At 72.8% G+C, this 25214-nt stretch carries 27 protein-coding genes; 14 read left to right on the plus strand and 13 right to left on the minus strand.

Annotated features, from left to right (window positions below; all coding sequences use genetic code 11):
* The first annotated feature begins 117 nt into the window (after positions 1-117).
* Positions 118-1776: a glycoside hydrolase family 13 protein gene (locus SLINC_RS23385; RefSeq protein ID WP_067436496.1), complete on the plus strand. Its 1659-nt coding sequence runs from the start codon at positions 118-120 to the stop codon at positions 1774-1776.
* 33 nt (positions 1777-1809) lie between these two features.
* Here SLINC_RS23385 and SLINC_RS23390 read toward each other — a convergent pair whose 3' ends face one another.
* Entirely contained in the window at positions 1810-2511 is a 702-nt protein-coding gene (locus SLINC_RS23390; protein ID WP_182449189.1) for a DUF4142 domain-containing protein, read from the minus strand.
* Positions 2512-2744: 233 nt separating this feature from the next.
* Between SLINC_RS23390 and SLINC_RS23395 the strand changes: the two genes are divergently transcribed.
* The 3 genes from SLINC_RS23395 (at position 2745) to SLINC_RS23400 (ending at position 4518) form a co-directional block, all read left to right on the plus strand.
* Complete coding sequence (locus SLINC_RS23395) at positions 2745-3575, plus strand: MOSC domain-containing protein (RefSeq protein ID WP_067436499.1); 831 nt, start codon at positions 2745-2747, stop codon at positions 3573-3575.
* A gap of 132 nt (positions 3576-3707) precedes the next feature.
* Positions 3708-3866 (plus strand): hypothetical protein, encoded by a 159-nt coding sequence (locus tag SLINC_RS48850; protein WP_161566086.1) that lies wholly within the window; start codon positions 3708-3710, stop codon positions 3864-3866.
* Positions 3814-4518, plus strand: coding sequence for an Ig-like domain-containing protein (locus SLINC_RS23400; RefSeq protein ID WP_067436502.1), 705 nt, complete (start codon positions 3814-3816; stop codon positions 4516-4518). Before SLINC_RS48850 ends, SLINC_RS23400 begins: the two co-directional genes overlap by 53 nt.
* A gap of 49 nt (positions 4519-4567) precedes the next feature.
* Here SLINC_RS23400 and SLINC_RS23405 read toward each other — a convergent pair whose 3' ends face one another.
* A complete protein-coding gene (locus SLINC_RS23405) occupies positions 4568-5041 on the minus strand; it encodes a carboxymuconolactone decarboxylase family protein (RefSeq protein WP_067436505.1) in 474 nt (157 codons plus the stop codon).
* Positions 5042-5169: 128 nt separating this feature from the next.
* Here SLINC_RS23405 and SLINC_RS23410 point away from each other — a divergent pair, with 128 nt between their 5' ends.
* Positions 5170-5586, plus strand: coding sequence for a VOC family protein (locus tag SLINC_RS23410; RefSeq protein WP_067436508.1), 417 nt, complete (start codon positions 5170-5172; stop codon positions 5584-5586).
* A 14-nt stretch (positions 5587-5600) separates the two neighbouring features.
* On the opposite strand, the gene SLINC_RS23415 is transcribed toward SLINC_RS23410, so the two are convergent.
* Positions 5601-6737 carry a M24 family metallopeptidase gene (locus SLINC_RS23415; RefSeq protein WP_067436511.1) on the minus strand — a complete coding sequence of 379 codons (1137 nt, stop codon included), beginning with the start codon at positions 6735-6737 and terminating at the stop codon, positions 5601-5603.
* A gap of 202 nt (positions 6738-6939) precedes the next feature.
* Between SLINC_RS23415 and SLINC_RS23420 the strand changes: the two genes are divergently transcribed.
* Entirely contained in the window at positions 6940-9294 is a 2355-nt protein-coding gene (locus SLINC_RS23420) for an ATP-binding protein (protein ID WP_079165148.1), read from the plus strand.
* A gap of 307 nt (positions 9295-9601) precedes the next feature.
* Here SLINC_RS23420 and SLINC_RS23425 read toward each other — a convergent pair whose 3' ends face one another.
* The gene (locus tag SLINC_RS23425) at positions 9602-9970 is read right to left on the minus strand and encodes a DUF6479 family protein (RefSeq protein ID WP_067436514.1); all 369 of its coding nucleotides are present in this window, start codon (positions 9968-9970) and stop codon (positions 9602-9604) included.
* A gap of 169 nt (positions 9971-10139) precedes the next feature.
* Here SLINC_RS23425 and SLINC_RS23430 point away from each other — a divergent pair, with 169 nt between their 5' ends.
* The 4 genes from SLINC_RS23430 (at position 10140) to SLINC_RS23445 (ending at position 12620) form a co-directional block, all read left to right on the plus strand.
* Positions 10140-11378 (plus strand): hypothetical protein, encoded by a 1239-nt coding sequence (locus SLINC_RS23430; RefSeq protein ID WP_067436517.1) that lies wholly within the window; start codon positions 10140-10142, stop codon positions 11376-11378.
* Between the two features lie 132 nt (positions 11379-11510).
* On the plus strand, positions 11511-11840 hold the full coding sequence (locus SLINC_RS23435; RefSeq protein ID WP_067445639.1) for a MerR family transcriptional regulator: 330 nt from the start codon (positions 11511-11513) through the stop codon (positions 11838-11840).
* A 234-nt stretch (positions 11841-12074) separates the two neighbouring features.
* Complete coding sequence (locus SLINC_RS23440; RefSeq protein ID WP_010986199.1) at positions 12075-12278, plus strand: cold-shock protein; 204 nt, start codon at positions 12075-12077, stop codon at positions 12276-12278.
* 87 nt (positions 12279-12365) lie between these two features.
* The gene (locus tag SLINC_RS23445) at positions 12366-12620 is read left to right on the plus strand and encodes an SCO5918 family protein (RefSeq protein ID WP_067436520.1); all 255 of its coding nucleotides are present in this window, start codon (positions 12366-12368) and stop codon (positions 12618-12620) included.
* Here the strand turns inward: SLINC_RS23445 and SLINC_RS23450 are convergent.
* Positions 12580-13212, minus strand: coding sequence for an ABATE domain-containing protein (locus SLINC_RS23450; protein WP_067445641.1), 633 nt, complete (start codon positions 13210-13212; stop codon positions 12580-12582). The two genes, SLINC_RS23445 and SLINC_RS23450, sit on opposite strands and share 41 nt — an antisense overlap.
* A gap of 267 nt (positions 13213-13479) precedes the next feature.
* Here SLINC_RS23450 and SLINC_RS23455 point away from each other — a divergent pair, with 267 nt between their 5' ends.
* Positions 13480-14244 carry an MBL fold metallo-hydrolase gene (locus SLINC_RS23455; RefSeq protein ID WP_225988366.1) on the plus strand — a complete coding sequence of 255 codons (765 nt, stop codon included), beginning with the start codon at positions 13480-13482 and terminating at the stop codon, positions 14242-14244.
* 9 nt (positions 14245-14253) lie between these two features.
* Here SLINC_RS23455 and SLINC_RS23460 read toward each other — a convergent pair whose 3' ends face one another.
* Positions 14254-14622, minus strand: a complete 369-nt coding sequence (locus tag SLINC_RS23460; RefSeq protein ID WP_067436529.1) for a hypothetical protein — start codon at positions 14620-14622, stop codon at positions 14254-14256.
* Positions 14623-14759: 137 nt separating this feature from the next.
* Between SLINC_RS23460 and SLINC_RS23465 the strand changes: the two genes are divergently transcribed.
* From SLINC_RS23465 to SLINC_RS23475, 3 genes are all read left to right on the plus strand, one after another.
* Positions 14760-15950 carry a sensor histidine kinase gene (locus SLINC_RS23465; RefSeq protein WP_067436532.1) on the plus strand — a complete coding sequence of 397 codons (1191 nt, stop codon included), beginning with the start codon at positions 14760-14762 and terminating at the stop codon, positions 15948-15950.
* Between the two features lie 42 nt (positions 15951-15992).
* Positions 15993-16334, plus strand: a complete 342-nt coding sequence (locus SLINC_RS23470) for a VOC family protein (RefSeq protein ID WP_067436535.1) — start codon at positions 15993-15995, stop codon at positions 16332-16334.
* 479 nt (positions 16335-16813) lie between these two features.
* A complete protein-coding gene (locus tag SLINC_RS23475; protein WP_067445643.1) occupies positions 16814-17920 on the plus strand; it encodes a sugar ABC transporter substrate-binding protein in 1107 nt (368 codons plus the stop codon).
* 28 nt (positions 17921-17948) lie between these two features.
* On the opposite strand, the gene SLINC_RS23480 is transcribed toward SLINC_RS23475, so the two are convergent.
* From SLINC_RS23480 to SLINC_RS23510, 7 genes are read right to left on the minus strand one after another with little or no spacing between them, the layout of a single operon-like run.
* The gene (locus SLINC_RS23480) at positions 17949-18641 is read right to left on the minus strand and encodes an SDR family oxidoreductase (protein ID WP_225988517.1); all 693 of its coding nucleotides are present in this window, start codon (positions 18639-18641) and stop codon (positions 17949-17951) included.
* Positions 18544-20226 (minus strand): MFS transporter, encoded by a 1683-nt coding sequence (locus SLINC_RS23485; RefSeq protein ID WP_225988367.1) that lies wholly within the window; start codon positions 20224-20226, stop codon positions 18544-18546. The genes SLINC_RS23480 and SLINC_RS23485 overlap by 98 nt, the downstream gene beginning before the upstream one ends.
* Positions 20223-21140, minus strand: coding sequence for an NAD-dependent epimerase/dehydratase family protein (locus tag SLINC_RS23490; protein WP_067436541.1), 918 nt, complete (start codon positions 21138-21140; stop codon positions 20223-20225). Before SLINC_RS23490 ends, SLINC_RS23485 begins: the two co-directional genes overlap by 4 nt.
* A 3-nt stretch (positions 21141-21143) precedes the next feature.
* Positions 21144-21662 (minus strand): hypothetical protein, encoded by a 519-nt coding sequence (locus SLINC_RS23495; RefSeq protein WP_067436544.1) that lies wholly within the window; start codon positions 21660-21662, stop codon positions 21144-21146.
* The gene (locus SLINC_RS23500; RefSeq protein WP_067436547.1) at positions 21659-23335 is read right to left on the minus strand and encodes a class I adenylate-forming enzyme family protein; all 1677 of its coding nucleotides are present in this window, start codon (positions 23333-23335) and stop codon (positions 21659-21661) included. The genes SLINC_RS23495 and SLINC_RS23500 overlap by 4 nt, the downstream gene beginning before the upstream one ends.
* Positions 23322-24023, minus strand: coding sequence for a hypothetical protein (locus SLINC_RS23505; protein WP_067436550.1), 702 nt, complete (start codon positions 24021-24023; stop codon positions 23322-23324). Before SLINC_RS23505 ends, SLINC_RS23500 begins: the two co-directional genes overlap by 14 nt.
* Positions 24020-25189, minus strand: a complete 1170-nt coding sequence (locus SLINC_RS23510) for a beta-ketoacyl-[acyl-carrier-protein] synthase family protein (protein WP_067436553.1) — start codon at positions 25187-25189, stop codon at positions 24020-24022. Before SLINC_RS23510 ends, SLINC_RS23505 begins: the two co-directional genes overlap by 4 nt.
* Positions 25190-25214: the final 25 nt, after the last annotated feature.

A 25214-nucleotide genomic window follows, 5' to 3' on the forward strand; every position in this document is an offset into this window, starting at 1 on the left:
GCTCCGGACCGCGTTCGAGTTCGCGTTCCCGGCATGGTGGACAGATACCGATGTGGACAGATAGCTGACTGCCTTCGACCACCCGCCTGTCCTCGACCGCAGCTCCGAGGGAGACCCGTGACCGCTCCGCACCCCGACCTCTCCTCCCGCGACCCGAACTGGTGGCGCCAGGCCGTCGTCTACCAGGTCTACCCCCGCAGCTTCGCCGACGCCGACGGTGACGGACTCGGGGATCTGGCGGGGGTGACCGAGCGCCTGAACCATCTCGCCGCCCTCGGCGTGGACGCCCTGTGGCTCAGCCCGTTCTATCCGTCCGAGCTGGCCGACGGCGGTTACGACGTCGCCGACTACCGGGACGTGGACCCACGGCTGGGATCCCTCGACGACTTCGGCGCGATGGTCGCCGAGGCGCACCGGCTGGGCCTGAAGGTGATCGTCGACCTGGTGCCCAACCACACCTCGCACCAGCACGCGTGGTTCCGGGAGGCCCTGGCCGCCGGGCCCGGATCGGCCGCGCGGGAGCGCTATGTGTTCCGCGACGGCCGTGGGACGCACGGCGAACTGCCGCCCAGCGACTGGCAGTCCGTCTTCGGCGGCAGCGCCTGGCGGCGGGTGCCGGACGGGCAGTGGTACCTGCACCTGTTCGCCCCCGAGCAGCCCGACCTGAACTGGGCGCACGAGGAGGTCCGCGCCGACTTCCGCACCACCCTGCGCTTCTGGTCCGACCGCGGCGTCGACGGCTTCCGGGTCGACGTGGCGCACGCGCTGGCCAAGGACCTGAGCGAACCCCTCCGCGACCTCGGCGACCTCCCGGGGGTGGCGGAGGAGGCCCTGGAACACCTGCCGCCGGGCGGCCATCCCTTCTACGACCGTGACGAGGTCCACGAGATCTACCGCGACTGGCGCCGGATCCTCGACTCCTACCGCCCGCCCCGTACGGCGGTCGCCGAGGCCTGGGTCCCGGGCGCCCGGCGCGCGCTGTACGCCCGCCCGGACGAGCTCGGCCAGGCCTTCAACTTCGAGTACCTGGAGGCTGGTTGGGACGCGGCCGAACTGCGCCAGGTGATCGTCGACTCGCTCGCCACGGCCCGCGCGGCCGGTGCCTCCGCCACCTGGGTGCTCTCCAACCACGACGTCGTACGGCACACCTCACGGCTCATGCTCCCGCCGGGCACCGACGAGAACGCCTGGTTGCTGTCCGGCGGCCACGCCCCGGCCGTGGACGAGGCGGCGGGGCTGCGGCGGGCCCGCGCCGCGACGCTGCTCATGCTCGCGCTGCCCGGATCGTCGTACGTCTATCAGGGCGAGGAGCTGGGGCTGCCCGAGGTCGCCGATCTGCCCGTGGAGGTGCTTCAGGACCCGATCTGGGAGCAGACGGGGCGGGTGCGCAAGGGGCGCGACGGATGCCGGGTGCCGCTGCCGTGGACGAGCACGGGACCGTCGTACGGCTTCGGGGCGGCGGGGGCGTGGCTGCCGCAGCCGGAGAGCTTCGCGGGGTACGCCGTCGAGGCGCAGGACGGGGTGGCGGGCTCGACCCTGGAGTTCTACCGCACGGCCCTGCGGCTGCGCCGCAAGCTGCTGGAGGGTGAGTCGCTGACCTGGGCGGACGGCGCCTCGGACGGAGTCCTGGACTTCACCCGGCACGACGGCTGGCGGTGTGTCGCCAACCTGTCGGGGACGGCCGTGGAGCTGCCGGCGGGCGAAGTGCTGCTGACGAGCCGCCCGTTGGAGGACGGGCGGCTCGGGACGGACACCACCGTCTGGCTGGCGCCCTGATGCCTATGGTCCTGACGTCTACGGCGTTGACGTCTACGGCGTGATGGTGGGCGTCGCCGTCGCCGTCGCCGGCGGGGTCAGGACGACCATCGGCTCACCGGGCTGCGGCGGCGGCGGGGTCATGTCGGACTTGGGCAGCTTGGGTGGGGTGGTCTGCTGGAAGAGGGCCGTGTCGTAGTTGACCAGGCCGGTGTTCTCCATGACCGTGATGTGGTCCAGGACGGTGTTGTTGGCCTGGTCGGCCAGCTGGCGCACCAGGCTGTTCTTCGTGGTCGAGCGGATCTTCGCGACCGTGTTGAAGATCGAGCCGTGGGTGGTCCGCAGGATGTTGGCGAAGTTCGAGTCGAACGCCTGGCCGGTCTGCGAGTCGATCTGGTTCACGAAGGACAGCTGCTGCGGACTCGCCACGTTGGGCAGGGTGATGTTCAGCATCGGGGCGATCTTGCGGCAGCTGGCGTCCAGCGCCGCGTGTCCGTCCACGAGGTGCTCGGACGCCCTCTTGACCTCCGGGGTCGTCCCCTTCCTCAGGCCGATCTGCCCGAGCGGGTACTCCCACAGCCCGGCCGCGCGCACAGCGACCACGAAGTTGCGGTCCTGCTCGGTCAACGGCCCCCACTGCGTCTGGGCGATGATCCGGTCCTGGGCGTTGGAGACGGTGTCCAGGCCGAGCATCGATGGGTAGGCGAGCGCGCCCAGAGTCAGCGTGAGGGCCCCGCCCACGAAAAGGGTTCCCATCGCGTTCCGTGAAAAGCGCACCGTGCCTCCTGCCCGGTCGAGGGTCCGCCGGCTCGGCGGGTCTGACGGACAGAAGTACGGACGAGAGGGCCCAGGGACTCGATCGGTTCGGTAAAAAATCTGCCGACCCGTCAACCACTCCAGACGTTTCTCCTGAAATCTGGACACACGACGGGTCCGTGCCGGCGACGGCGGTGGGGACGGGCCCGGTCCTGACAGGGGAGGGGAACGGCGTGGCCGCAGTAGTGGAGTTGACGTACTACCCGGTGAAGGGATGCGCGGGGATCACGGTCGCCGAGGCGGAGGCCGGGGCCGCGGGCCTGGCCCACGACCGGAGCTTCATGGTCGTCGGGGAGGACGGGGTCTACCGCACCCAGCGTCGGCACCCCCGGCTGGCGCTGATCACGCCCGAGGTGGGGGAGGACGGCGGGCGGCTGGCGCTGCGGGCGCCGGGGGCGGGCGAGGTGCGGGTGACGGTGGACGTCGGCGGGGCGCGGCGGGACGTGACGCTGTTCGGGGAACCGTTCCGGGGCATCGACCAGGGCGACGAGGTCGCCGCGTGGCTGACGGCCGTGCTGGGGGAGCCGAGCCGGCTGGTGCGGGTGCCGCCGGAGCACCACCGGGTCACCGACGGCCGCATCCCCGGCACCTCCGGCTACGCCGACAGCTGCGCGCTGCTCGTCGTCTCCCGCGCGAGCCTCGACCTGCTGAACCTGCGCCTCGGCGAGCAGGGCGCGCCCCCGCTCCCCATGGCCCGCTTCCGCCCCAACATCGTCATCGGCGGCTGGGACGAGCCCCACACCGAGGACCGCGTCCTCCATCTCACCCTCGGCGGCGCCGAGTTCGGCTACGCCAAGCTCGCCGTGCGCTGCGCGGTCACCGTCGTCGACCAGGAGACCGGCGTACGGTCCGGCCCCGAGCCGCTGCGCACCCTGGCGCGCTACCGGCGCTCGCGCGACAGCGGCGGCATCGTCTTCGGCGCGAAGTTCGCGGTCCTGCGGCCAGGGAAGGTGTCGGTGGGCGACGAGGCGGTCGTAGGGGAGTGGGGCGCCGCCGAACTGTGACGGGCCGCCGCGGTGACGGACCGCCGTGGTGGGCCGCGGTCGCGGGTCGCTTCGCCCATACGGCCGTGCAGCGCGCGCGACCTGCGGAAACGGGCCGGGAGAATCACACGGAGCGGTGTCGCCGACATCCCCGTGAGGAGCTTCGCCGACGATGAAGAGGTCCAGCAGGTCGAGGTCGAGGTCGAGGACGGGATCGAGTTCGCGGTCCAGGAGGACGGCTGTCTGGGCGGGGGCAGCCATGGCGGGAACGCTCGTGGCGACCGTCGCGCCCGCGCCCGCGCAGGCCGGTGAGACGCGGGGGCGTGAGCTGTGGGCCGCCGTGACCATCGCGCCCGGTCGGGAGGGCGTCGTCGCGGTCGCGGGATACGGCGGGGCGGCGCTGGAAGCCGGTTCGGTGCTGACCCTGACCGCTCCCGACGGCACCGCGGTCACGGACGCGCCGCTGGACGCCCGCGGCTACCGGGGCGCGGTGGCGTCCGACGGGGGCAGCGGGACGTACACCTTCACGGGCGGTACCCCCGGCACCGGCGCGTGGGGCGGGCTGACCTTCCCCTTCGTGCTGTCCGTGCCGGCGGACGCGGTGCCGGGGACGCGGCTGAGCGACTGTTCGCTGCGGCTGCTGGACGCGCGGGGCAGGGCGAGGGACCAGGGTGCGTGTGTCGTGACCGTCGGTCTGACCGAGCCGACCTTGAGCCGCCCGCACTCCGGGGTACCGCTGGACGCTTTGCCGGAGGCGAGCGGCACGGCGTACCCGGGTGCGCAGATCACCGTCCGGGACGCCGGGGAGAACGAGGTCTGCACGACGACGGCCGCGGCGGACGGCCTGTGGTCCTGCGCCCCGAGCGCCGCCCTGGCCGCGGGCCCCGGCCGCCTCCAGGCCACCGCCACCCTCAACGGGGTCAGCGCGACGAGCGAGCAGATCACCATCACAGTGACCGTGTGAGCCCCGGGACCGGTGTCGGGCCCCGGGGGCTCCCGCCCGTGGACGCGGGTCAGCCGAACTGGCCGGGCTGGTAGTCGCCGGCGGGCATCTGGATGGCGACGTTCATGCGGTTGTAGGCGTTGATGAGGGCGATCGTGGTCACCAGGGCGAGGAGCTGGTCCTCGTCGTAGTGCTTGGCGGCCCGCTCCCACACCTCGTCCGGGACACCGCCGGCGCCGTCGGCGATCCGGGTGGCCTCCTCCGTCAGCTCCAGCGCGGCGCGCTCGGCGTCGGTGAACACCGTGGCCTCCCGCCAGGCCGCGACCAGGTGCAGACGCTGGTGGGACTCGCCCGCGGCCACGGCGTCCTTGGTGTGCATGTCCGTGCAGAAGCCGCAGCCGTTGATCTGGCTGGCCCGCAGCTTCACCAACTCCTGTGTCGAGGCCGGGAGTTCCGTTTCGAGGACCGCCCGGCCCGCGCCCGCGAGGTGCTTGATGATCTTGCCCGCGACCGGGTTGCCGAGGAGGTTCAGCCGAGCTTCCATGAGGGACTCCTGTGTCGTCGTCGTGTTCGCTACACCTCTTTGACGGGACGACGGGGGGCTGTTGTGACAGGCCCCGAATGTGACGTGCGGCACAGCGGTGTCCGTCATCAAGAAGGAGAGGAGGAGCAGTGATCGCCGACCTTCAGTGCGTGGTGCTGGACTGCCCCCATCCCGCACAACTCGCCCGTTTCTACGGCGCGTTGCTGGGCGGAGACGTCGACCGGCCCGACCGGCGGTGGGCCCTCGGCGACGACTGGGCCACCCTGCACACGCCGTCCGGGCTCGTGCTCGCCTTCCAGCGGGTCGCGGACCACCGGCCGCCGCGGTGGCCCGACCCGGAGCGGCCGCAGCAGTTCCACCTCGACTTCGGCGTGGCGGACCTCGACCGGGCCCAGGAGGAGGTCCTGGCCAGGGGCGCCACGCTGCTGGACGACGGCTCCGGCGCAGGTTCCGAGGACGGCTCCACGGACGGCTCCGGCGGCGGACAGGGCTGGCGGGTCTACGCCGATCCCGCGGGGCATCCGTTCTGCCTGGTCCGCCACTGACGGCACGTGGGTCCTCACTTCACGACGGCCAGCTCCCGCGAGGCGGTGTTCAGGCGGCGCCCGCCCGTCTCCGTGCACGTCACGACGTCCCCGAGGCGGATGCCGAAGCGGCCGGGCAGGTGGATGCCCGCCACGAGGGAGAAGCACATGCCGGGCAGGAGGGGCTGCTCCTCACCCTCGGCGAGGTGCGGCGCTTCGTGAGCGGTGACGCCGATGCCGTGCCCGGTGCGGGGGACGCCCCGGCCGCCGTACCCGGCGTCGGTGATCACCGTGCGGGCCACGCGGTCGACGTCCTGGCACGGAACATCGGGACGCACGGCCTCGAACGCCGCCTGCTGCGCGTCCTGGACGACCTCGTGCACCCGGCGCTCCTCGGCGGTCGGCTCGCCCACGTGCACCGTGCGGGTGATGCCGGAGCCGTAGCCGTCCCGGTGGCCGCCGAAGTCCAGGACGACCATGTCGCCGGCGGTGAGGGTGCGTCGGCCGGTCCGGTGGTGCGGGTCCGCGCCGTCGGGGCCGGAGCCGACCACCGTGAAGTCGACCCGGCCGTGGCCGTGTTCGCGCAGTAGCCGGCCGAGGTCGGCGGCCACGTCCGTCTCACGGCGCCCGGCGAACCGTAGGGACAGGACGTCGTCGTACGCCGCGTCCGCCGCCGCCCCGGCCGCCGCGAGCCGGGCCACCTCGTGCTCGTCCTTGACCACCCGGAGCATCGGCAGCGCGGTGCTCAGCGGCCGGTAGGTGGTCAGCGGCAGCACCTCCTGGAGGCCCAGCAGATGCAGCGCCCAGGTCGAGTCGGAGACGCCGTAACGGCCGTGCGGGCGGAGCAGGCCCGCGGCCGCCGCGTAGGGATCCTGGCCGTCCTTCCACGCGGAGATCCGCACGGCGCCCGGCGCCCCCTCCGCGTCCGGGCGTTCCGACGCGGGGACGAGCAGCCGGGGTTCGGAGTCGGCGGTCAGGACGAGCAGGGTGAGGTGTTCGGTGGCCGCCGCCGGCCGGTAGCCGCACAGCCACATCAGGTCGGGTCCGGGCGTGGCCAGCAGCCCCGCCAGTCCCACGACGGCCGCTTCCCGGGCAGCGCGGTCCATCCGTAGCGCGTAGTCCTGCTCGGTGAAGTGGTCCTGCTCGGTGAAGGCGGCAGGCGTCTCAGTCATCGCTCTCACTCATCCGTCTCGCCCCGCGTCCTCCTTCCAGTGAAGGACCGCGCGCGGGCCCGCGCATGCCGAGTGCTCCCTGTCACCCGAACGGACCACTCCCCTGGCGGGGCCCCGGCCCCGCCCCCACGTTTCCCCCGAAGGGCTGGCATGGGAATCGTGCGTGATACACGCTGGGGAATCGCATGGCTACGCTGTGCTGATGGCGGGGGCGGCGACGGGGTACGACGGGGGTGCCATGGGATTCGGCTTCGGGTTCGGGCAGCGGCGCGGTGGACAACTCCCCGTGGAGCTCACCAGCTTCGTCGGGCGCGGCGGCGAACTCGCCGTGGTCCACGACGCGTTGCAGCGCTCCAGACTGGTCACCCTGGCCGGCCCGGGCGGTGTCGGCAAGAGCCGGCTGGCGCTGCGGGCGGCCGCCGGACTCGCCGGCCGGTTCGAGGACGGCGTCCGGCTGGTGGAGCTCTCCGCGCTGCACGACCCGGAGTTGATCCCGGCGACCCTCGCGGGCGTGCTGGAGCTGCCCGAGCAGTCCGGGATGACACCGCTGGACGCCGTCGTCGAACACCTGCGGGAGCGGCGGCTGCTGCTCGTGCTGGACACCTGCGAGCACCTCGTCGACGCGTGCGCGATGCTCTGCGACATCCTGCTGCGCGAGGCCGGCGGGCTCCATGTCCTCGCCACGAGCAGGCAGCCTCTGGACGTCCCCGGCGAGCACTGCGTGCCCATCGCCCCGCTGCCGACCGAGGACGCCGTGGACCTGTTCGTCCAGCGGGCCTCGGCCGTCAGCGCCGGCTTCACCGCCACCGCCACCGCCACCGACGCCGACCGCGAGCGGACCCGGGCCCTGGTAGAACGCCTCGACGGCATCCCGCTCGCCCTGGAACTGGCCGCCGTACGGCTGCGCGCGGTGCCCCTCGCCGAACTCGTCGCCCGTCTCGACCGCCGCTTCGAGGTCCTCACCGGCGGCCGGCGCACCGCCCTCACCCGCCACCAGACCCTGCGTACGGCCATCGACTGGTCCTACGACCTGTGCACTCCGCCGGAGCGGCTGCTGTGGGCGCGGCTGTCGGTGTTCGCCGGCGCCTTCGACCTGCCGGCGGTGGAGCGGGTGTGCGCGGGCGGGGACCTCGTCGGCGAGCAGGTGGTCCAGGCGCTGATCGGCCTGGTGGACAAGTCGGTCGTGCAGCGCATCGGCGAGGACGGCGCCCGCTACCGGCTGCTGGACACGATCCGGGAGTACGGCACCGAGCGGCTGCCCGGCACGGACGTCGACGCCACCGCCGTACGGGAGCGGCATTTCGCGTACTACGAGGCGCTCGCCGGGCGGTTCTGGGACGAGTTCCTGAGCCCGGCGCAGGTCGCGCTGCACCGGGCGGTCCGGGACGACGTGGCCGATGTGCGGGCCGCGCTGGAGTACGGCCTCGGGGCCGGGGGCCGGACCACCGCCAAGGCGCTGTGGCTGGCGACGCGGCTCGGGGCGTTCTGGCGGGCCGCGGGCACCCTGTCCGAGGGCCGGTACTGGATCGACAAGGGGCTCGACCGCGTCCCGCAGCCCTGTCCCGAGCGGGCCTGGGGCCTGTTCATGACCGGCGCCTTCGCGGTGTGGACGGCCGACCTCGACACCGCGCTGGAGCGGTTTCCGCAGGCCAGGGAGGTGGCGCGGGCCGCCGGTGAGAGCCGGGTGGAGGTGTTCGCGGAGGCCTACGTCGGGGCGCTGTCCGCGCTGTGCGGAGCCGTCGAGGAGGGGCTCGCGGTCCTGGAGAGCGCCCGGCTGCGGATCGTCGCCTCGGGGGACGGGCTGGGCATCGCTGTCGTCCACTACGAGGGTGCCCTGCTGCGGGCCGTCCTCGGCGACACGGCCGGGGCGCTCCGGCTGTGCGAGACCGGCCTGGCGTTTCTGGAGGGCACCGGCGAGCGCCAGCTGTACGGCTCCACGCTGACCGTCCAGGGGGTGATCCTCTCGCTCGCCGGGGAGCACGGGAAGAGCGAGGCGCTGTTCCGCCGGGGGCTGGAGGCCGCGAGCGAGGTCGGCGAGGTGCTGGTGGCCGCGCTGGCCTGTCTGGGGCTGGCCTGGAACGCGGCCCGCCAGGAGCGCTTCGTACGGGCCTGCTGGCTCCTGGGGTACGCCGAGCACGCGCGCCGGCTGAGCGGGGACCCGGTGGCGATGCTGCCCCGGCTGCTGGAGGAGCGGGAAGCGATGCAGAAGAGGGTGCGTGCGGCACTGGGCGCGGAGACCTTCGCTCGGTGGCACGAGTCCGGGGCCCGGATGCCCGGCCGCGCGGTCCTGGAGGCCGTCCGTGCCGACCTGGACGAGCCCCCGGCCCGCGCCCGCCCGTCCGGCACCCGGCTGCCCGGGCCGCGGGTCACCGCGAACGCCCTCACCCGCCGGGAACGCGAGGTCGCCGCGCTGGTCGCGCAGGGGCTGTCCAACCGCGAGATCGCCGAACGCCTGGTGATCTCCAAGCGCACGGTGGACGCCCACGTGGAGCACATCCTCGCCAAGCTGCGGATCACCTCGCGCACGGAGATCCCGGCGGTGGCGGGGCCGTCGTAGGTAGCGGTCTCCGTACGCGGAGTTCCGGGGTGCCGCCGCCGCTAGGTGTACCGATCTTCCCGGAAGTCCGATGCGCGGGCGGTGGCCGGGAGGGCAGTCTGAGGGGGCCGCCGGGGAGAGGTCGTGCCGGGCGCCGGCAGTGCTGGTCCGACCCCACGGCTGTCATGGCAAGGCGTCCGTCCCGGCGCCCCGGCGGCATCCAGTACGGGACCGTTCCCCTCACGGCCCCGTCGTGGGGCTGCCCTGTCGGCGGGGCAGCCCCCTGTATGTCCTGCTGTCTTATGCGTGAGGCCTTATGCGTGAGGCCTTATGTGTGACCGAGGCCGCCGCTGCCGAAGGAGCCGCTGGAGCCCGGCAGCCACCGGTGCCGGTGCTGGTCCTTCCCCGTCCTGCTGCCCTGGTGGTGGAGCTGGTACGGCATGAGCCGCTCCCGCCCCACCGCGGCCGGGATCTCGTCCGGCTCCCGCATCTCCCGCATCTCGTGCACCGCGCCCGTCAGGGGCAGCTTCGGCTGCTCCTCCGGGCGGGGGTGCGGAAGTTCCTGGTCGAGGACCCGCATGCCCAGTCGCACGGCCCAGATCAGGGCACCCGCGACGAACAGACCACCCGCGAAGGCGGCGAGCACGTTGAGTACATCGCCCGACGTGGCCGCCACTACAAACGTCGCCGTACTCATAGTCCTAGTATGGCCGAATTTCGCCACGCTATGTGGCTTGATTTGTGTTTGAGTCACACGGTCCCGGGCAGCGGGGGCGGGCAGGTCCCGGACCGGCGGTGATGTGTACGTTGGCCGATGGTCGGCGCCACACGTCGAGGCGCCGGCAACGGCCGAGGGAAACGAGCACATGGCACGCGTCGCCGTCATCACCGCGCCCAACATCGGGTACCGCAACACCGGAATGCTCACCGTCGACCTGGCCTTCGAGTCCCTGCGACGGCGCATGGGCACCGCGGTCGACCCGACCTGGTACACCCTGCACGCACCGGAGACCGTGCCGCTCAGGGAGTGCGCGCGGGGCACCGGGCTCCCGTTCCGGTTCCGCTCGCTGATCGAGCACGTCGACGAGCTCCGCGACCACGACGCGGTCGTCTTCTGGGGCGACTTCCTGCACACCCGGCACTATCTGGCCCAGGACGCGACGAACCGCCTGCTCGACTTCGGCTTCGCCGAGAACCGCGCCGCCGCCCGCGCCCTGCTGTACCGCACCCTGCTGCTGTCGGAGCAGCCGGACGACCTCCTTGCGCGGACCCTCAGCTACGGCGGGACGATCCTGCACAACACGCAGGCCGACTACTCCGGCTCCCCCGGTTCCTCCGGCCACCCCGGCGACGAGGACAAGGAGTTCGGCCCCCTCTTCTCCCGCCTCATGACCGGCAGCCACCGCGTCTGGATGCGTGACCCGGTGTCGGCCGCCAGGATCGCGCTGCTGCGCGGGGACCGTACGGCCGAGTACTTCGGCTCGGACGCGGCGCTCCTGTCCCGCCCCGGCGACCTGGACCACCTCCCGACCACCGCCTGGTCCGAGGATCTCCCGGAGGGCGGCGCCATCGGCGTCTTCCTCGGCGCCCGCACCCGGATCCCGGCCTGGCTGCCCGACTTCTGCCAGGGCCTCGCCGACCGCTTCGGCGCCCCCCTCGAATGGCTCCCCTGGTTCGACCGGGACATCCCGCCCTCCGTCGCCCACATCCCCACCCGCCCCGGCGACCACACCATCGGCGACCTGGTGAACGTCCTGTCGCGCTACCGCCTGGTCATCACCGACACCTACCACCTGAGCGTCAACGCCTGGGGCGCCGGCACCCCGGCGGTCTGCGTCGGCGCCCCCGAGCCGGTGCCGACGACCCACGACGACTACCTCACCCTGAGCGACGTCAAAAAACACGTCTTCCACATGTCCTACGACGCCGCCGACTTCTACCTCTCCACCCTCCCCGACACCCCCGAATCCCTCACCCACCGCATCAACCGCCTCGCCCACCTCATCGAAGGCGACGGAGCCACCGCCATCACCACCCGAATCCGCACCCACGCCGACCACTCGGCCGGGGCGTTCACGGAGACGCTCGGCGCGCTGGTGCGGTAGGACCCGGCACCGACGGGTGGACTCTGAGAACTATGTTCGCCGTGACAGGGTTTCCGATCGGGCGACTAGAGTTACCTTGCGGGCAAGGAGCCCTGTGGCGTGTCGTGGTCCGGCGGCTCGCGGGAAGGTGACATGGCCTCGGGAAAGCGGCCGTACGGCGGTGATCGGCTGGATGACGATCACTATCCGGCGTACACGATGGGCCGGGCGGCCGAGTTGATCGGTGCGACGCCGGGGTTTCTGCGTGCGCTCGGGGAGGCGGGGCTGGTCACGCCGTCGCGTTCGGGTGGGCGGCATCGCCGGTATTCGCGTCATCAGTTGCGGCTGGCCGTCCGGGCGCGGGAGCTGGTCGGCCAGGGGACGCCGATCGAGGCCGCGTGCCGCATCATCGGTCTGGAGGACCGGTTGGAGGAGGCCCTCAAGGACAACGCGGAGCTCCGCCAGCCGCCCGAGGAAAACTGAGTCCGCCGGAACAGAAAAAAGAGGTGGGCGGGGAAGTGGTTTCTTGGTTATTCCCGGCGGCTTTTCGCGGTGCCGTTTTGCTTGAATTCGCATCTTGATGATTCGTGCTACGGTCGACGTCGTTGCAGTTGTGGTTGCCATTTTGCATGCCGGGTTTTCCGGGCAGGTGATCATCACAGCGATGAAGGGGGCTCACGAAGTGTGGGTCTCCAGCACTGCCTCAGGAGATATGACATGGCCACCGGTACCGTGAAGTGGTTCAACGCGGAAAAGGGCTTCGGCTTCATCGAGCAGGACGGCGGCGGCGCCGACGTCTTCGCCCACTACTCGAACATCGCCACCCAGGGCTTCCGTGAGCTTCAGGAAGGCCAGAAGGTGACGTTCGACGTCACGCAGGGCCAGAAGGGCCCGCAGGCGGAGAACATCGTTCCCGCGTAACCGTCTGACGGTTTCGACAGGGCCCGCACCTTGGGTGCGGGCCCTGTTCGTTTATCCCCAATCTTCTCGGACCCCTGGTGAGGCACCATGCGCTGTGTGATCGCCCGTTACCCCTTCGACCTGGTCAAATCCGAGGTCGAGGCACAGATGCAGAGCGTCCGGCCGGAACCCCTCAGCGGAGCCTGCGTGGTCATCGGGCGCCGGATCTACCCCGTCAAGCAGGTCGGCGAGGTCATCACCCGCCAGGACCGCCGTGACTTCACCGCGTTCGAAGTGACCAGGGCGCTCACCCGCCTCGGGTTCACCTGCCACGAGACCCCGCCGGAGGCGGCGTCGGCGTAGCGTTCCCGGTCCTGCGGGCGTAGGCGCGCGCGGCGCGCGCGCGGTCGCCGCAGCGCGTGGAACACCAGTGACGCCGGCCGTGCCGGAGCAGGAAACGGTTGCACGGGGGTGACCCGCAGGCCGTGAGCCGCTCGGCGTCCGGACCGGTGAGCAGATCGGCGGCGTCCGCGGCGAGAGCCGCCAGGGCATGGTCCACGATCTGTGTGACAGGGTGCGAAGTCGCCCGGTACAGGCCCCGTGCCGAGTCCCAGTGCAGCAGGGACGCCGAGGGAGCCCTGGTCAACGCGTCATTGACGGCCGCGAGTGCGTCGGCCGGCGCGGGCAGGCCGTCCACATGGCAGCCGAGCAGCGCCCTGACGTGTTCGCGCAGGCCCCGCAGGCGGGACGTGCACAGCTCCCGGAGTCCGGCGTCCGCCGGGGCGAGGCCGCGGTCGGCCAGCCACTGACCCGCCGCCGCGGGACTGCCGAGGAAGTCCAGGTACTGGCCCCCGGGCAGAGCGGGCGCGCTGTTGGCGAGGTCCAGCGCGGGATACCGCTCGGCGCCCGGCGCGGGCGGGACTAGCGTCTCCGGCGATCCGGCCGCATTCGAGATCAGTCCGACGGGTCCTGCCGCACTGACCGCTCCTGCCGCACCGACCTGTCCCGCCGCGCCGACCGCTCCCGCCGCCGTCTCGGCTCCCCTCACGGTCCCATCTCCCCTCACGGTCTCCCGAGCGGCCCCGGCCTCGACCTCGGCCCCGGTCACTGTCTCGGTCTCGGTCTCTCTCACGGTTCTCATGGTAGGGCTTGCATCCATCCGTGAGCACGGCTAGTTTTTCTCACGGATAAACATCCATCCATCCGTGAGGTGATCCTTCTCGTGTCCACCATCCCCGTCCGTGTCCTCGGTGGCCCCACCGCTCTCATCGAGTACGGCGGACTCCGGCTCCTCACCGACCCGACCTTCGACGCCCCCGGCGACTACCCGAGTGCCGGCGGCCCGACCCTGACCAAGACCGCGCCCTCCACGGTCACGCCGGCCGACCTGGGCCCGGTCGACGTGGTGCTGCTCTCGCACGACGAGCACGCCGACAACCTCGACGACTCGGGCCGGGCCCTCCTCGCCGACGTACCGCTCACCCTCACCACCCCCAGCGGTGCCGAGCGCCTCGGCGGCAGCGCGCGACCGCTGGCGCCCTGGACCTCCGTGACGTTGGACCGCCCCGACGGCGGCACGCTGACCGTGACCGGCGCACCCGCCCTGCACGGGCCCGACGACGTCGAAGGAGTGGAGAAGATCACCGGCGAGGTCGTCGGTTTCGTCCTGACCTCCGACGACCTGCCCACGGTCTACGTCAGCGGCGACAACGCCTCGCTCACCCTGGTCGGCCGGATCGCCGAGCGGTTCGGGCCGGTCGACACCGCCGTGCTCTTCGCGGGAGCGCCCCGCTTCCCCGCCCTCTTCGACGGGGCGCCGCTCGTCCTCGACAGCGCCGGCGCGGCCGAGGCGGCCAGGATTCTCGGTGCCCGCAGGGTCGTTCCCGTCCACTGCGACAGCTGGGCCCACTTCACCGAGGGCCGGGAGGACGTGGTGGCCGCGTTCCGCGCGGCCGGCCTGGACGACCTCCTCCGGGTGGAGGCGTAGGCGTCGGGCCTACCGTTCGAACGTCCAGGTGATCCGGGTGTCCGTCGCGCTGATCACCCTCACCGGGATGTCGATCGTCGTCCCGTCGCTCCTGCGGCCCGCGCAGGTCAGGGTGGCACCGGCGACCGCCTTCAGGCCGGCCGGACAGGACACCGTGACCTTCGTGCCGACCCAGGGCAGCGGGTGGTAGAGGGACTCGGTCCGGCCGGCGACGATGTTGGGCGCGAGGGCCTTGTGGCCGTCCACGGTCACGGTGTCGAACCGGTCGAGCCGGGTGGTCGACTCCGTGGTGGAGGCCAGCCGGGTGCCGACACCGCCGAGGACCAGCACGACGGCCGCGCCGGACACGACGCCGACAAGGAACCTGCTGTCCGGCATGGTCCGCTCCTCGTCCGCGGGGCGCCCGGGACATCCGTCCATCGGTCCCGCCCCGGGGCGGAAAATACCAGGTGAACCGCGAGCCTCGGCCGTTCGGCCGATCCCGTGGCCGACGGCGGCGGCCTACCGTGATCCCCATGAGATCCCCTTCCGCACGCGGCCTGGCACGAGGTCTCGCCGTGGGTGCCCTGGTCGGGGCGTCCCTCCTGGACCTCCAGATCATGCAGGGGGTGGGCTACCCCGTGTGGCCCACGGTGGTCGTCCTCGCGGCCGGCCTGGCCGCCGTCCTGTGGCCGGCCGGGCGGCGGCCGGGGTGGCTGATCCCGCAGCTGCGCACCGGCGTCCCGGCCCTGCTGTCGCTGCTGGCCACGGTGTCCGCGGTCGCGCTGAGCCGGGACGTCCCGTTCGGCCCGGGCGAGGTCGTGCTCCTGCTGTGCCTGCTCTTCGTGGCGGTACGGCACTGTCCACCGCGCTGGGTCGTGCCGTGCGCGGTGCTGGACGCGGGCGCCCTGCTGGCCACGCCCGCCCGGTACTACTGGGGGCACGCGAACGAGGCGTACGGCGTCATCCTCGCGGGCCTGGTCCTGGTCGGGCTGATCGCCGGGCTCGCGGTCTATCTGCGCACCCTGGACTACCGCCGTACCGTCGCCGTCGCCGACACCCGGCGGGAGGAGCGGGTGGCGATCGCCGCCGACCTGCACGACTTCGTCGCCCACCACGTCACCGGGATCCTGGTGCAGACGCAGATGGCCCGCATGATGGCGGCCGGGCAGGCCGGACAGGCGGGGCGTGCCGGGCAGGGTGCGCCCGTGGAGGAACTCGATCCCGTCCTGGCGGGCATCGAACGCGCCGCCACCGAGGCCCTCGCGTCGATGCGCCGCACGGTCGGCGTGCTGCGCGACACCGACAGCGAGGCGGCCGACCGGCGTCCCGTCGGCGACCTGGCCGCCCTCACCGAACTGACCGAGGGCTTCGCGGGTCCGGGGCAGAAGGTCACCCTGCGCCGCGATCCCGCCGTGACGGACGATCTGCCGCACGAGGTGCAGGCCGCCGCCTTCCGGGTCGTCCAGGAGGCGCTGACCAACGTCCGGCGGCACGCGGGCGACGCCACCGAGATCGTCGTCGCGCTACGGCGTGACGGTCGCCGCCTGGAGGTGACGGTGTCCGACGACGGCCGCGGCGGCACCCAGCTCCCGGCCGCCGCGCACGGCGGCGGCTTCGGCCTCGTCGGCCTGACCGAACGCGTCACCGCGCTGGGCGGCCGTCTGCACACGGGGCCGCGGGCGGAACACGGGTGGGAGGTCCGGGCGGTGTTCTGGACTCCGTAGACATCCGGGACCCCGGCCGGGCCCCGCGCCTACCATGACGGCATGACGGTCGACCTCTTCGCGGGCATTCCGGTCAACGACTACCAGGCCGCCCTCACCTGGTACGAGCGCCTCCTCGGCGGTCCGCCGGTCTTCTTCCCGAACGACAAGGAGGCGGTGTGGGAACTGGCGGAACACCGGTACGTCTACATCGAGCACCGCCCCGGCCACGGAGGCCACGCGCTCCAGACGCTCTTCGTCGACGACCTGGACGCCCGGATCGCCGCCATCGGTGAGCGCGGGCTGACCCCGACCCAGCGGGAGACGTACGCGAACGGCGTCCGCAAGGTCACGTACCACGACCCCGACGGCAACGAGATCGGCTTCGGCGGCGGCCCCACCTGACGGAAAGGCACCCCACGGGCGCGCGCGTGCGCGGTGTTCGGCGACGCGGTCATGATCGGCCCGCACGCCCACGTCAACGGGGCGAGTGTCGGGAGCGAGGCCTTCGCCGCCACCGGCGCCTCCCTCTTCCCCGGCCCGGCTGCTGTCTCCCGACCGGCACGACGAGGTCTGGGCGGTACAAAGGGAGTTGGACTTCCTGGGGACGGTGTACGGGGTTCCCCGCGGTACGCCGATGCGCGAGATCATGGCCCGGCGGAGCGAGTTCTTCGGTGCCCACCGTGACGATGTCGTCCTGGAGGACCCCGCCGGCGGGTGAGCTGCGGCATGCCCTGCCTTGGCGTTGCTGTTGCTATCTCGTTAACCAGAACCCTTGACGTTGAACGCGCTTACCGCGTTGGCTTTCACCACCTGGTTGCCAGGTTGCTCTGTTGCCCCGGAAGGCACCTGTTGTGAACGTTTCCCCCACGCTCAGCTCGACCGTGCGCCGTCTCCCCCACGTCGTCGCCGTGTCCCTGTCGACGCTGTTGCTCGCCTCGTGCGGTGTCATCGAAGGTGTCGGCGACAGCAGCAGCTCCGCCGGCCCCAAGAAGGGCGACGACATCACGGTGGGTCTGCTCCTGCCCGACCGGGAGACCGGTCGCTTCGAGAGATTCGACTACCCGCTCATCAAGAAACGTGTCGCGGCCCTGACGAACGACAAGGGCACGGTCCGTTACGCCAACGCCGGTGCGAGTGCCAAGAAGCAGAGCACGCAGTTCGAGCAGATGATCGCCGCCAAGGTGGACGTGATCCTGGTGGACGCGGTCGACGCCAAGGCGATCGCGAAGGACATCCAGAAGGCGAAGGACGCGGCGATACCCGTCATCGCCTACGACCGCCTCGCCCAGGGCCCGATCGACGCCTACGTCTCCCACGACAACGAGCTGGTCGGCCAGGTGCAGGGCCGCGCGATCGTCGGTGCCCTCGGCGACAAGGCCAAGACCAGCAAGATCGTCATGATGAACGGCTCGGTCGCCGACCCCAACACGGCCCTGTTCAAGCAGGGCGCGCTCAGCGAGCTGAACGGCAACGTCATCATCGCCAAGCAGTACGACACCCGGGAGTGGCTGCCCCAGGTCGCCAAGGCCAACATGGAGAAGGCGATCAAGGCGATCGGCCTCAACAACATCGCCGCCGTCTACTCGGCGAACGACGGCATGGCGGGCGCCGTCATCGACGCGCTCAAGGAGGCGGGGGCCACCAAGATCCCGCCGGTGACCGGGCAGGACGCGGACCTCGCGGCGCTCCAGCGGATCGTGGCGGGCGAGCAGTTCATGACGGTGTACAAGTCGTTCCTGCTGGAGGCGGACAACGCGGCCGAACTGGCCGTCGCCAAGGTCCAGGACCACGGGATCGAGTTCGACGCGCTGACCCCGGACACCATCGACAGCCCGACGCAGCAGGACGTCCCCGCCAGCCTGGTGCCGGTGGTCGCCGTCACCCAGGACAACATCAAGGAGACGGTGATCCAGGACGGCGTCTACACCGTCAAGGAGATCTGCACGCCCGAGTACGCGGCGGACTGCGCGGCCATCGGGCTGAAGTAGGGCAGGCGAGCGGGCCCCGACCGTCCCGTCAGTGGCCCAGCCCCGCGCCCCCGTCCACCGGAATCACCGCTCCCCGCACATACCCGGCCCCCGCGAGGAACGCCACCGCCTCGGCGACCTCGTCGGGGTGGGCCGCGCGGCCGGCCGGGGTCCGCCGTAGCAGCTCGGATTGCTGCTCGGGGGTGAGGGCGCGGGCCATGTCCGTGTCGGTCAGGCCCGGTGCCACGACGTTGCAGGTGATGTCACGGGGCCCGAACTCCCGGGTGAGGGAGCGGGCCAGGCCCACCAGCCCGGCCTTCGCGGCGGCGTAGTTGCTCTGCCCGGCGGCGCCGTGCAGGGCGGCCGTGGAGGAGACCAGCACGATACGGCCGTGGCCGACCCGGAGCATCCCGCGCGCCGCACGCCGGGCGACCCGGAAGGCGCCCGTGAGGTTGGTGTCGACGACCGAGGTGAAGTCCTCCTCGCGCATCAGCGGCAGCAACCGGTCGTGGGTGACCCCCGCGTTGGCGATCAGCACGGTGACGGGGCCGTGGGCCGCCTCGGCCTCCTCGAAGGCCCGGTCCACCTGTCGGCTGTCCGTCACATCGCAGCGTACGGCGAGGAATCCGGTGCCGTCGGGCGGTTCAGCGCCCCGGTGGGTCACCGTGACCCGGTCGCCCGCCCTCGCGAAGCGGTGGGCCGTGGCCAGCCCGATTCCCCGGTTCCCGCCCGTCACGAGCACCGAGCGGGGTGTCGTCGGCAGCGTCCGGTCCATGGTCGACTCCCTTGTCGCCGTCGGGGTTTCGGGTGCGCAGGCCCACGACACACACCGCGAATCCGACGAGCGCGAGCAGGGCGGTCCAGAACGTGGCCGCGTACATCGCGTCGAGGAAGGCGCGGTCGGCGGTGGCCGCCAGGTCCGGCAGGCGCAGCGAGTCGGCCAGGGCGCGGGCCGACTCGGCCGAGGTGCGGGCCCGTTCCTCGGCGTCGGGCGGCAGGGCCTCGGGGACGGGGGCGTCCGCCATACGGCTTCGGTAGACCCCGGAGAGGATCGAACCGGCCATCGCCACACCGAGCGTTCCGCCCACCTGCCGGGTGACGCTGTTGACGGCCGACCCGGCGCCCGCGAGATGCGGGGGCACAGCGCGCATCATCGCGGCCGTGACCGGGGTGCCGACCAGGCCCATGCCGAAGCCCTGGATCCACAGCAGGGCGGCGATGAGCACCAGGGGTGTGCCGGCGTCGAACCACAGGTAGCCGAGGTAGGTGGCCGCCGTGGCCAGGACGCCGGCCGCGACCGTCCAACGGGCCGTCAGGAGCCTGCTCGTCGCCGGGGACGCCTGACTGCCCAGGACGATCCCGACCGCGGCGGCGATCATCACCGTTCCGGCGTCGGCGGGGGTCAGGCCCCGGGGGCCCTGGAGGTAGAAGGCCGCGTAGAACAGGTGGCCGGCCAGTGCCATGAACGCGATCAGCAGCACCACGCTGCCCGCCGTGAACCCCGGCTGCCGGAACAGCCGCAGATCCAGGCTGGGGGTGGGGGACCGGCGCTGGCCCGCCACGAAGGCGGTGAGCAGGGCGGTGCCCAGGACGAGCGGGAGCAGGACATGGGGCCCGAACCAGGGCTTTCCGCCGCCGAGTTCGATGATGCCGTAGACCACCGAACCCAGGCCCAGCACCGACAGGGCGAGGCCGGGGAGGTCCAGGACGCGGCGGTGCGAGGGGGGCAGCCGGGGTACGAGGGCCAGGACGCCGGCCAGGCACAGGGCGACGACCGGCACGTTGACCAGGAACACCGAGCCCCACCAGAAGTGGCTGAGCAGTGCGCCGCCGGCGACCGGGCCGATGGCCACGCCGAGTCCGCTGGAGGAGCTCCAGATCGCGATCGCCCTGGTGCGCTTGTCCTCCGGGGTGCTCTGGACGATGACCGTCAGGGTGGCCGGCATCAGCAGGGCGCTGCCGGCGCCCATGACCGCCCTCGCCGCTATCAGGGCGGGCGGGTTCGGGGCGAACGCGGCCGCGGCGGAGGCCGCGCCGAAGAGGGCGAGGCCCGCGAGGAGGGTGGTACGAGGGCCGTGGCGGTCGGCCAGGGCGCCGCCCGCGAAGAGGGTGCCGGCGAAGACGAGGGTGTAGGCGCCGGCGATCCACTCCAGTTCGCCGGGGGTGGCGCCGAGACCGGTCGTGGGGTCGGCGAGGGTGGTGACGGCGACGTTCAGGATCGAGGTGTCCAGCCAGATCAGCATCTGCGCGCAGACGATGACCAGGAGGGTGGGCCAGGTCCGGGTGGGCGGCGCGGCACGACCGCCCGCGGCTGCGGAGGCTTTCATTCCCTGCCCAGCCCTTCTCGCCAGCTCGGGCGCCCCGGTTTCCAGCCCAGTTCCGTGCGGGCCCTCGTGTTCGACGCGCCGTGTGCCGTGGTGAGTTGGTGGGTGGGGTACCAGCCGAGGAGGCGGGGGGCCAGGGAGGCCGGGATCCGGCGTGGGGGCGGGGCGCCGAGGACGTGGGCGTAGTGGGGGAGCCAGAGGGCGGCGGGGGCGGGGTCGTCGTCGGTGATGTTCAGGACGCCCGTGGTGGTGGACTCGACGGCTGCCACCGTCGCTCCCACGGCGTCCGCCACGTGCAGGAACGAGGTGATGCCGGGGCCGTCGCCGGGCAGCGGCAGGCGTCCGGCCAGGACCCGCTGGGCCGTCGAGCCGGTACGGGCGTACGCCGTGCCCCGGCCGTACAGGGTGCCGTAGCGCAGGACCAGGCCGCCGTCGGTGGCCGTCACCTGGCGTTCCAGGTCGGCCACCGCGCGGACCGTGGCCGCCCAGCCGGGGTCCGGGGCGTCGACGTACAGGCGCGCGTCCTCGTCGAGGACCAGGACGGCGGCCGGGGCGGTGGCGAAGGCGATGGACTGCGCGACCAGGCGCCGCGCGCCGGCCGCGCGGGCGGCGGCGGCGAGGTGGGCGGTGCCCTCGGTACGCAGGCGGGCCGTCAGGGCGAAGGCCCCGGCGGGGTCGTCGCCCAGCAGGCGCAGCGCCGACATCTGGTGCACGACCACCTCGGGACGGGCCGCCGACACCGCCGCCGACAGCGCCTCCCGGTCGAGGGCGTCGGCCACGACGACGGCGTCCGCGTCCACGGCGGAGGCCCGGGCGGCGGTCCGGACCAGTGCCGTCACCTCATGGCCCCGTGCCCGTAGTGCTCCCACCAGCGGGTGTCCGATCACGCCCGTGGCTCCGGCGACAAGGACCCGCATGGGTCAGGCCTCCTCGTCCGGCGCGATCCGCAGGAGCAGTCGGCAGGCCGGGGCGCCCTCGCGCAGGCAGGTCTCGGCCCGGTTCTCGGTCAGGGTGACGCCCAGGCCCTCGGACCAGCCGGCGTGGATGTCGGTGCACGGGCAGCGGTAGCCGTCGAGGGAGCCGGCCATGCGGACCATGGTGATGGCGAAGTTCCGGCGCAGGGTGAGGACGATGAGGTCGTCGGCCTCGACCTCGGTGGAAGCGTTGCGCAGTTCGCTGGGGAACATGCGCTCGCCGCAGTCGTCGTAGCGGCGGCGGAGGTCGTCGAGGTCCTTGCGGGGGTCGCCGGTGTCGGGGAGGGGACCGGCGAGGCGGCCGACCCGTTGACCGACGTGGAGGGCGACCTTGCGCAGGGCCTCGGCGTTGATCTCGTTCGCGACGGACTGCCCGAAGCGGGCGGCCACGCCCTGGTACCAGTGGGCGTCGTGCTGCCACCACAGCCGGTACGCGTCCACCGTCCGCGCCCGCTCGCCGCTCATGCCCGCTCCTCGGCCGGAACGGCAGGAACGGCGGTGAACCGGTCCCGCATCACCCGCTTGAGGACCTTGCCGGTGGCGCCCTTGGCCACGTCCTCGGCCTTCATGCGCAGGGCGCGGGTGACCGGGGGGAAACCGGCGGCCGCAAGGACGGCGTTGACCCGCTCGGTCCATTCCTCCTCCCCGTCGTCGCCGTCGGTGAGCTGGAGCAACGCGTAGGCCTCGGCCACCCCGTCGCCGTCCCAGTCCGCGCGGACCCCGTCGGGGGCGACCGCGACGACCGTGCAGTCCGTGAGCTCGGGCAGCTCGCGCAGGAGCAACTCCTCGGTGCGGGTGCTGAAGAGGATGCCGTGGGCCGTGCGGATCGCGTCCGGGGCCCGGTCGAGGTGGTAGAAGTTGCCGTCCTCGTCCTGGTGGGCGAGGTCACCGGTGAGCCAGTAGCCGCCCAGGCGCATGCGGTTCCAGGTGAGGGAGTCGTTCCAGTAACCCGGGGTCAGGGTCGGTGACTTCAGGCCCAGGCGGCCGATCCGGCCCGGTGGCAGCGGGGTGCCGTCCTCGGCGAGTACGGCGGCCTCCGCGAAGCCGATCGGCCGGCCGACGCAGCGGGAGTAGGCGGTGGTGTCCTTGGTGTGCCGGTTGTGGAAGACGGAGTAGCCGGCCTCGGAGGAGCCGAGCCCGTCCACGAACACCGAGCCCTCGACACGGGTACGGCGCAGGTCGGCGCCGATCTCGACATGGTTGCCGTGCCGGACCAGGGCCCGGATGTGCGCCTCGTGGGCCGCGTCGCCGGTGTTGAACCACACCTGCACGCCGGACAGGTCGCGGGCGCTCAGGTCCTCGGCGGCCATCTCGCCGAAGGTCCCGGCGAAGGCGAGCACGGTCGTCGGCCGGAACTCCTCGATGGCGTCCAGGACATCGGTGCCGCGCCGGCTGGAGAGCAGCTTGATGTCGGTGCGCAGCAGCAGGCAGTACAGCAGCGTCGCAACCATCGCGTTGTGCGCGCCGGGCAGCGCCACCAAAGTGCGGGCCATGTCGGTGCCGGTGGAGTAGCGCAGCCGGTGCAGCTGCGCGTACATCAGCGTCCGGTGGGTGTGCGGCACCCCCTTGGGCATGCCGGTGGTGCCGGAGGAGTGCGAGATGAGCACCGGGTCGCCGGGGTCGTGGCGGTAGGGGTACGACGGCGGCAGCGACGCGCGGTGCTCCGGGCGGATGTCGGCGGCGGTGACCCGGAAACCGAGCCCGGATCCGGGCCCCGCCAGCACCTCGTGGTGCTCCGCGTCGGTGAAGGCGCCGACCGCGCCCTGCCGGCGTACGTACTCGCGGGCGGTGTCGGGCGGCAGGTTGCCGTTGACGAACGACGGGATCGCGCCGAGGTGGGTCAGCGCGAGGAAGTTCAGCGCGAACTCGGTGCTGGAGTGGGAGTGGATCGCGACCGGGTCGCGGGGGCGCACCCCGTGGGCCGCGTACCAGCCCGCGTAGGTGTCGACCGCCTCGGTCAGCGCGCCGAGGGTCAGGGCCTCGGGGCGGCTGCCGTCGGGGGCCCGCCAGGTGCCGTCGGTGTGCAGGACCACCTCGTCGCGCGGGCGGTCGTACGCCGTGAGGCGGTGCAGGATGTTGCCGGCGCCGAGTTCGGGGTCGGAGCAGATGCGGGCCCGCTCCTGCCTACTGATGAGCATGGGTCTCCGTCTCGTTCCGGTGGGCGGCGGCCAGGTCGAAGAGGCGCTGGAGGCTGCCGGGGGGCACGGGTGGGGCGGCGGGAGTGGGCACGGCGGCGGTGTCGGCGCGGCCGAGCAGCAGTGCCGCCGAGCGTCCCGCCCCCGCGGGCAGTGCCGGGACGGGAAGGCCGCCGTCGGTGGCGAGGTCGCGGTACACGGCGTCGAGTCGTTCGCCGCCGCCCAGCTCCACGCCCACCACCAGTACGTGTTCCAGCTCCGGGTCCTCCAGCAACAGGTCTGCCATGTCCAGGAGTTCGGACGCCGCGTCGCGGAGGGTGGAGACGCTGAACGTCTGGGCGGTGATGCCGAACTCCCGGCTCAGGTGTCCCAGGACGGAGTTGGCGGTGGCCTGCATGAACAGCAGCGGGTTGTGGACCCGCCCGGAGACCATGCGGCTGCTGGCCAGGTCGGCGGTGGTGGTGTCGCCGGTCAGGGCGGCCAGCACCACGGCGGTGCGGGAGCCGTCGCAGGGCCGTGCGGTCAGGCAGCGCGCGGCGACCTCGAAGACGAGCGGGCTGAACGCCGACTCGACGAAGCCGGGCAGCTTGGGCAGGGGGATGTCCTCGTCGCGGCCGGTGCCGTGGGTGGCGGTGGCGGCGGCGAGGACGGTCAGGGGTGCGCCGAGGGGGGTCCGTTCGCTCGTCGTCATGGCCGCTCCAGGACGAGTGCGGTGTTGGCGCCCCCGAAGGCGGCGTTGATGGTGAGGGCCCGGCGGAGGTCGGCCGGGCGGGGCCGGCCGGGGACGTAGTCGAGGTCGCACTCCGGGTCGGGGCGGTCGTATCCGGCCGTCGGGGGCAGGACGCCGTCCATGACGGCCAGCATCGTGATGACGAACTCCACGACACCCGCCGCCTCCAGGAGGTGGCCGGTGGTGCTCTTGGTGGAACTGACCGGGATCGCCTCCGCCCGCCGCGGGAAGGCGGCCCGCAGACCGCGGGTCTCGGCGCCGTCGTTGTACTTCGTGCCGGTGCCGTGCGCGTTGACGTAGCCGACGGCGTCCCCGTCCTGGTCGCCCGCCAGCCGCAGCGCCTGCCGGGCCGCGCGGGTCAGGCCGATGCCCTCGGGGTGCGGCTGGGCGATGTGGTGGGCGTCGGTGGCCGCGCCCCAGCCGGTCACGGCCGCCAGCGGTCGGGCCCCGCGGCGACGGGCGTGCTCCGCGGACTCCAGCACCACGGCCGCCACCCCGTCCCCCAGCAGCAGCCCCGTGCGGTTCGCGCTGAACGGCCGGACCCGGCCGTCGCGTGACAGCGCCCGTCCCGAGTCGAACTTGCCGAACGTCTCCTCCTCCACGAGGTAGCCGCCCGCACACACCGCCACCTCCGCCCTGCCGGACGCGATCAGCCGGCAGGCGTGGATGATCGCGGCCGCCGAGGCGACACAGGCGTTGGTGAAGGCGAGGCGCGGGCCGGTCGACTTCAGCCGCTCGGCGAGGAGTTCGGCCAGCCGCGCGGGCACGGCGTCGGCGGCCCGCCGGGTGTCCGGGGCACCCGCGTCGCTCCGCCAGTACCGGGTCACGCTCGTGCAGTCCCCGGCCACCCCCAGCAGGACCGGCGCCTCGGTGCCCGGGCCCAGTCCGGCCATGTCGAAGGCCTCGGTGCCGCACTGGGCGAGTGCGTGCCGCAGGGCCCAGTCCTCGACCGCGTCCGGGCCGTCCGGGGCGGCGGCCGCCATCGGGGTGCGGTACGGGGCGGTGTCGAAGCGGGTGGTGGGGGCGAAGGCGGGGACGCCCGAGAAGACCCCGCGCCGCAGCGCCTCGGCGCCCGGGCCGAACGCGGTGCGGACACCGAAGCCGGTGACCTGAACGTCGGCGCTCATCCCCGCGGCCTCCTTCCGCCGGCCG

The sequence above is a fragment of the Streptomyces lincolnensis genome, assembly GCF_001685355.1.
In the GTDB taxonomy this organism is placed as follows: Bacteria; Actinomycetota; Actinomycetes; order Streptomycetales; family Streptomycetaceae; genus Streptomyces; species Streptomyces lincolnensis.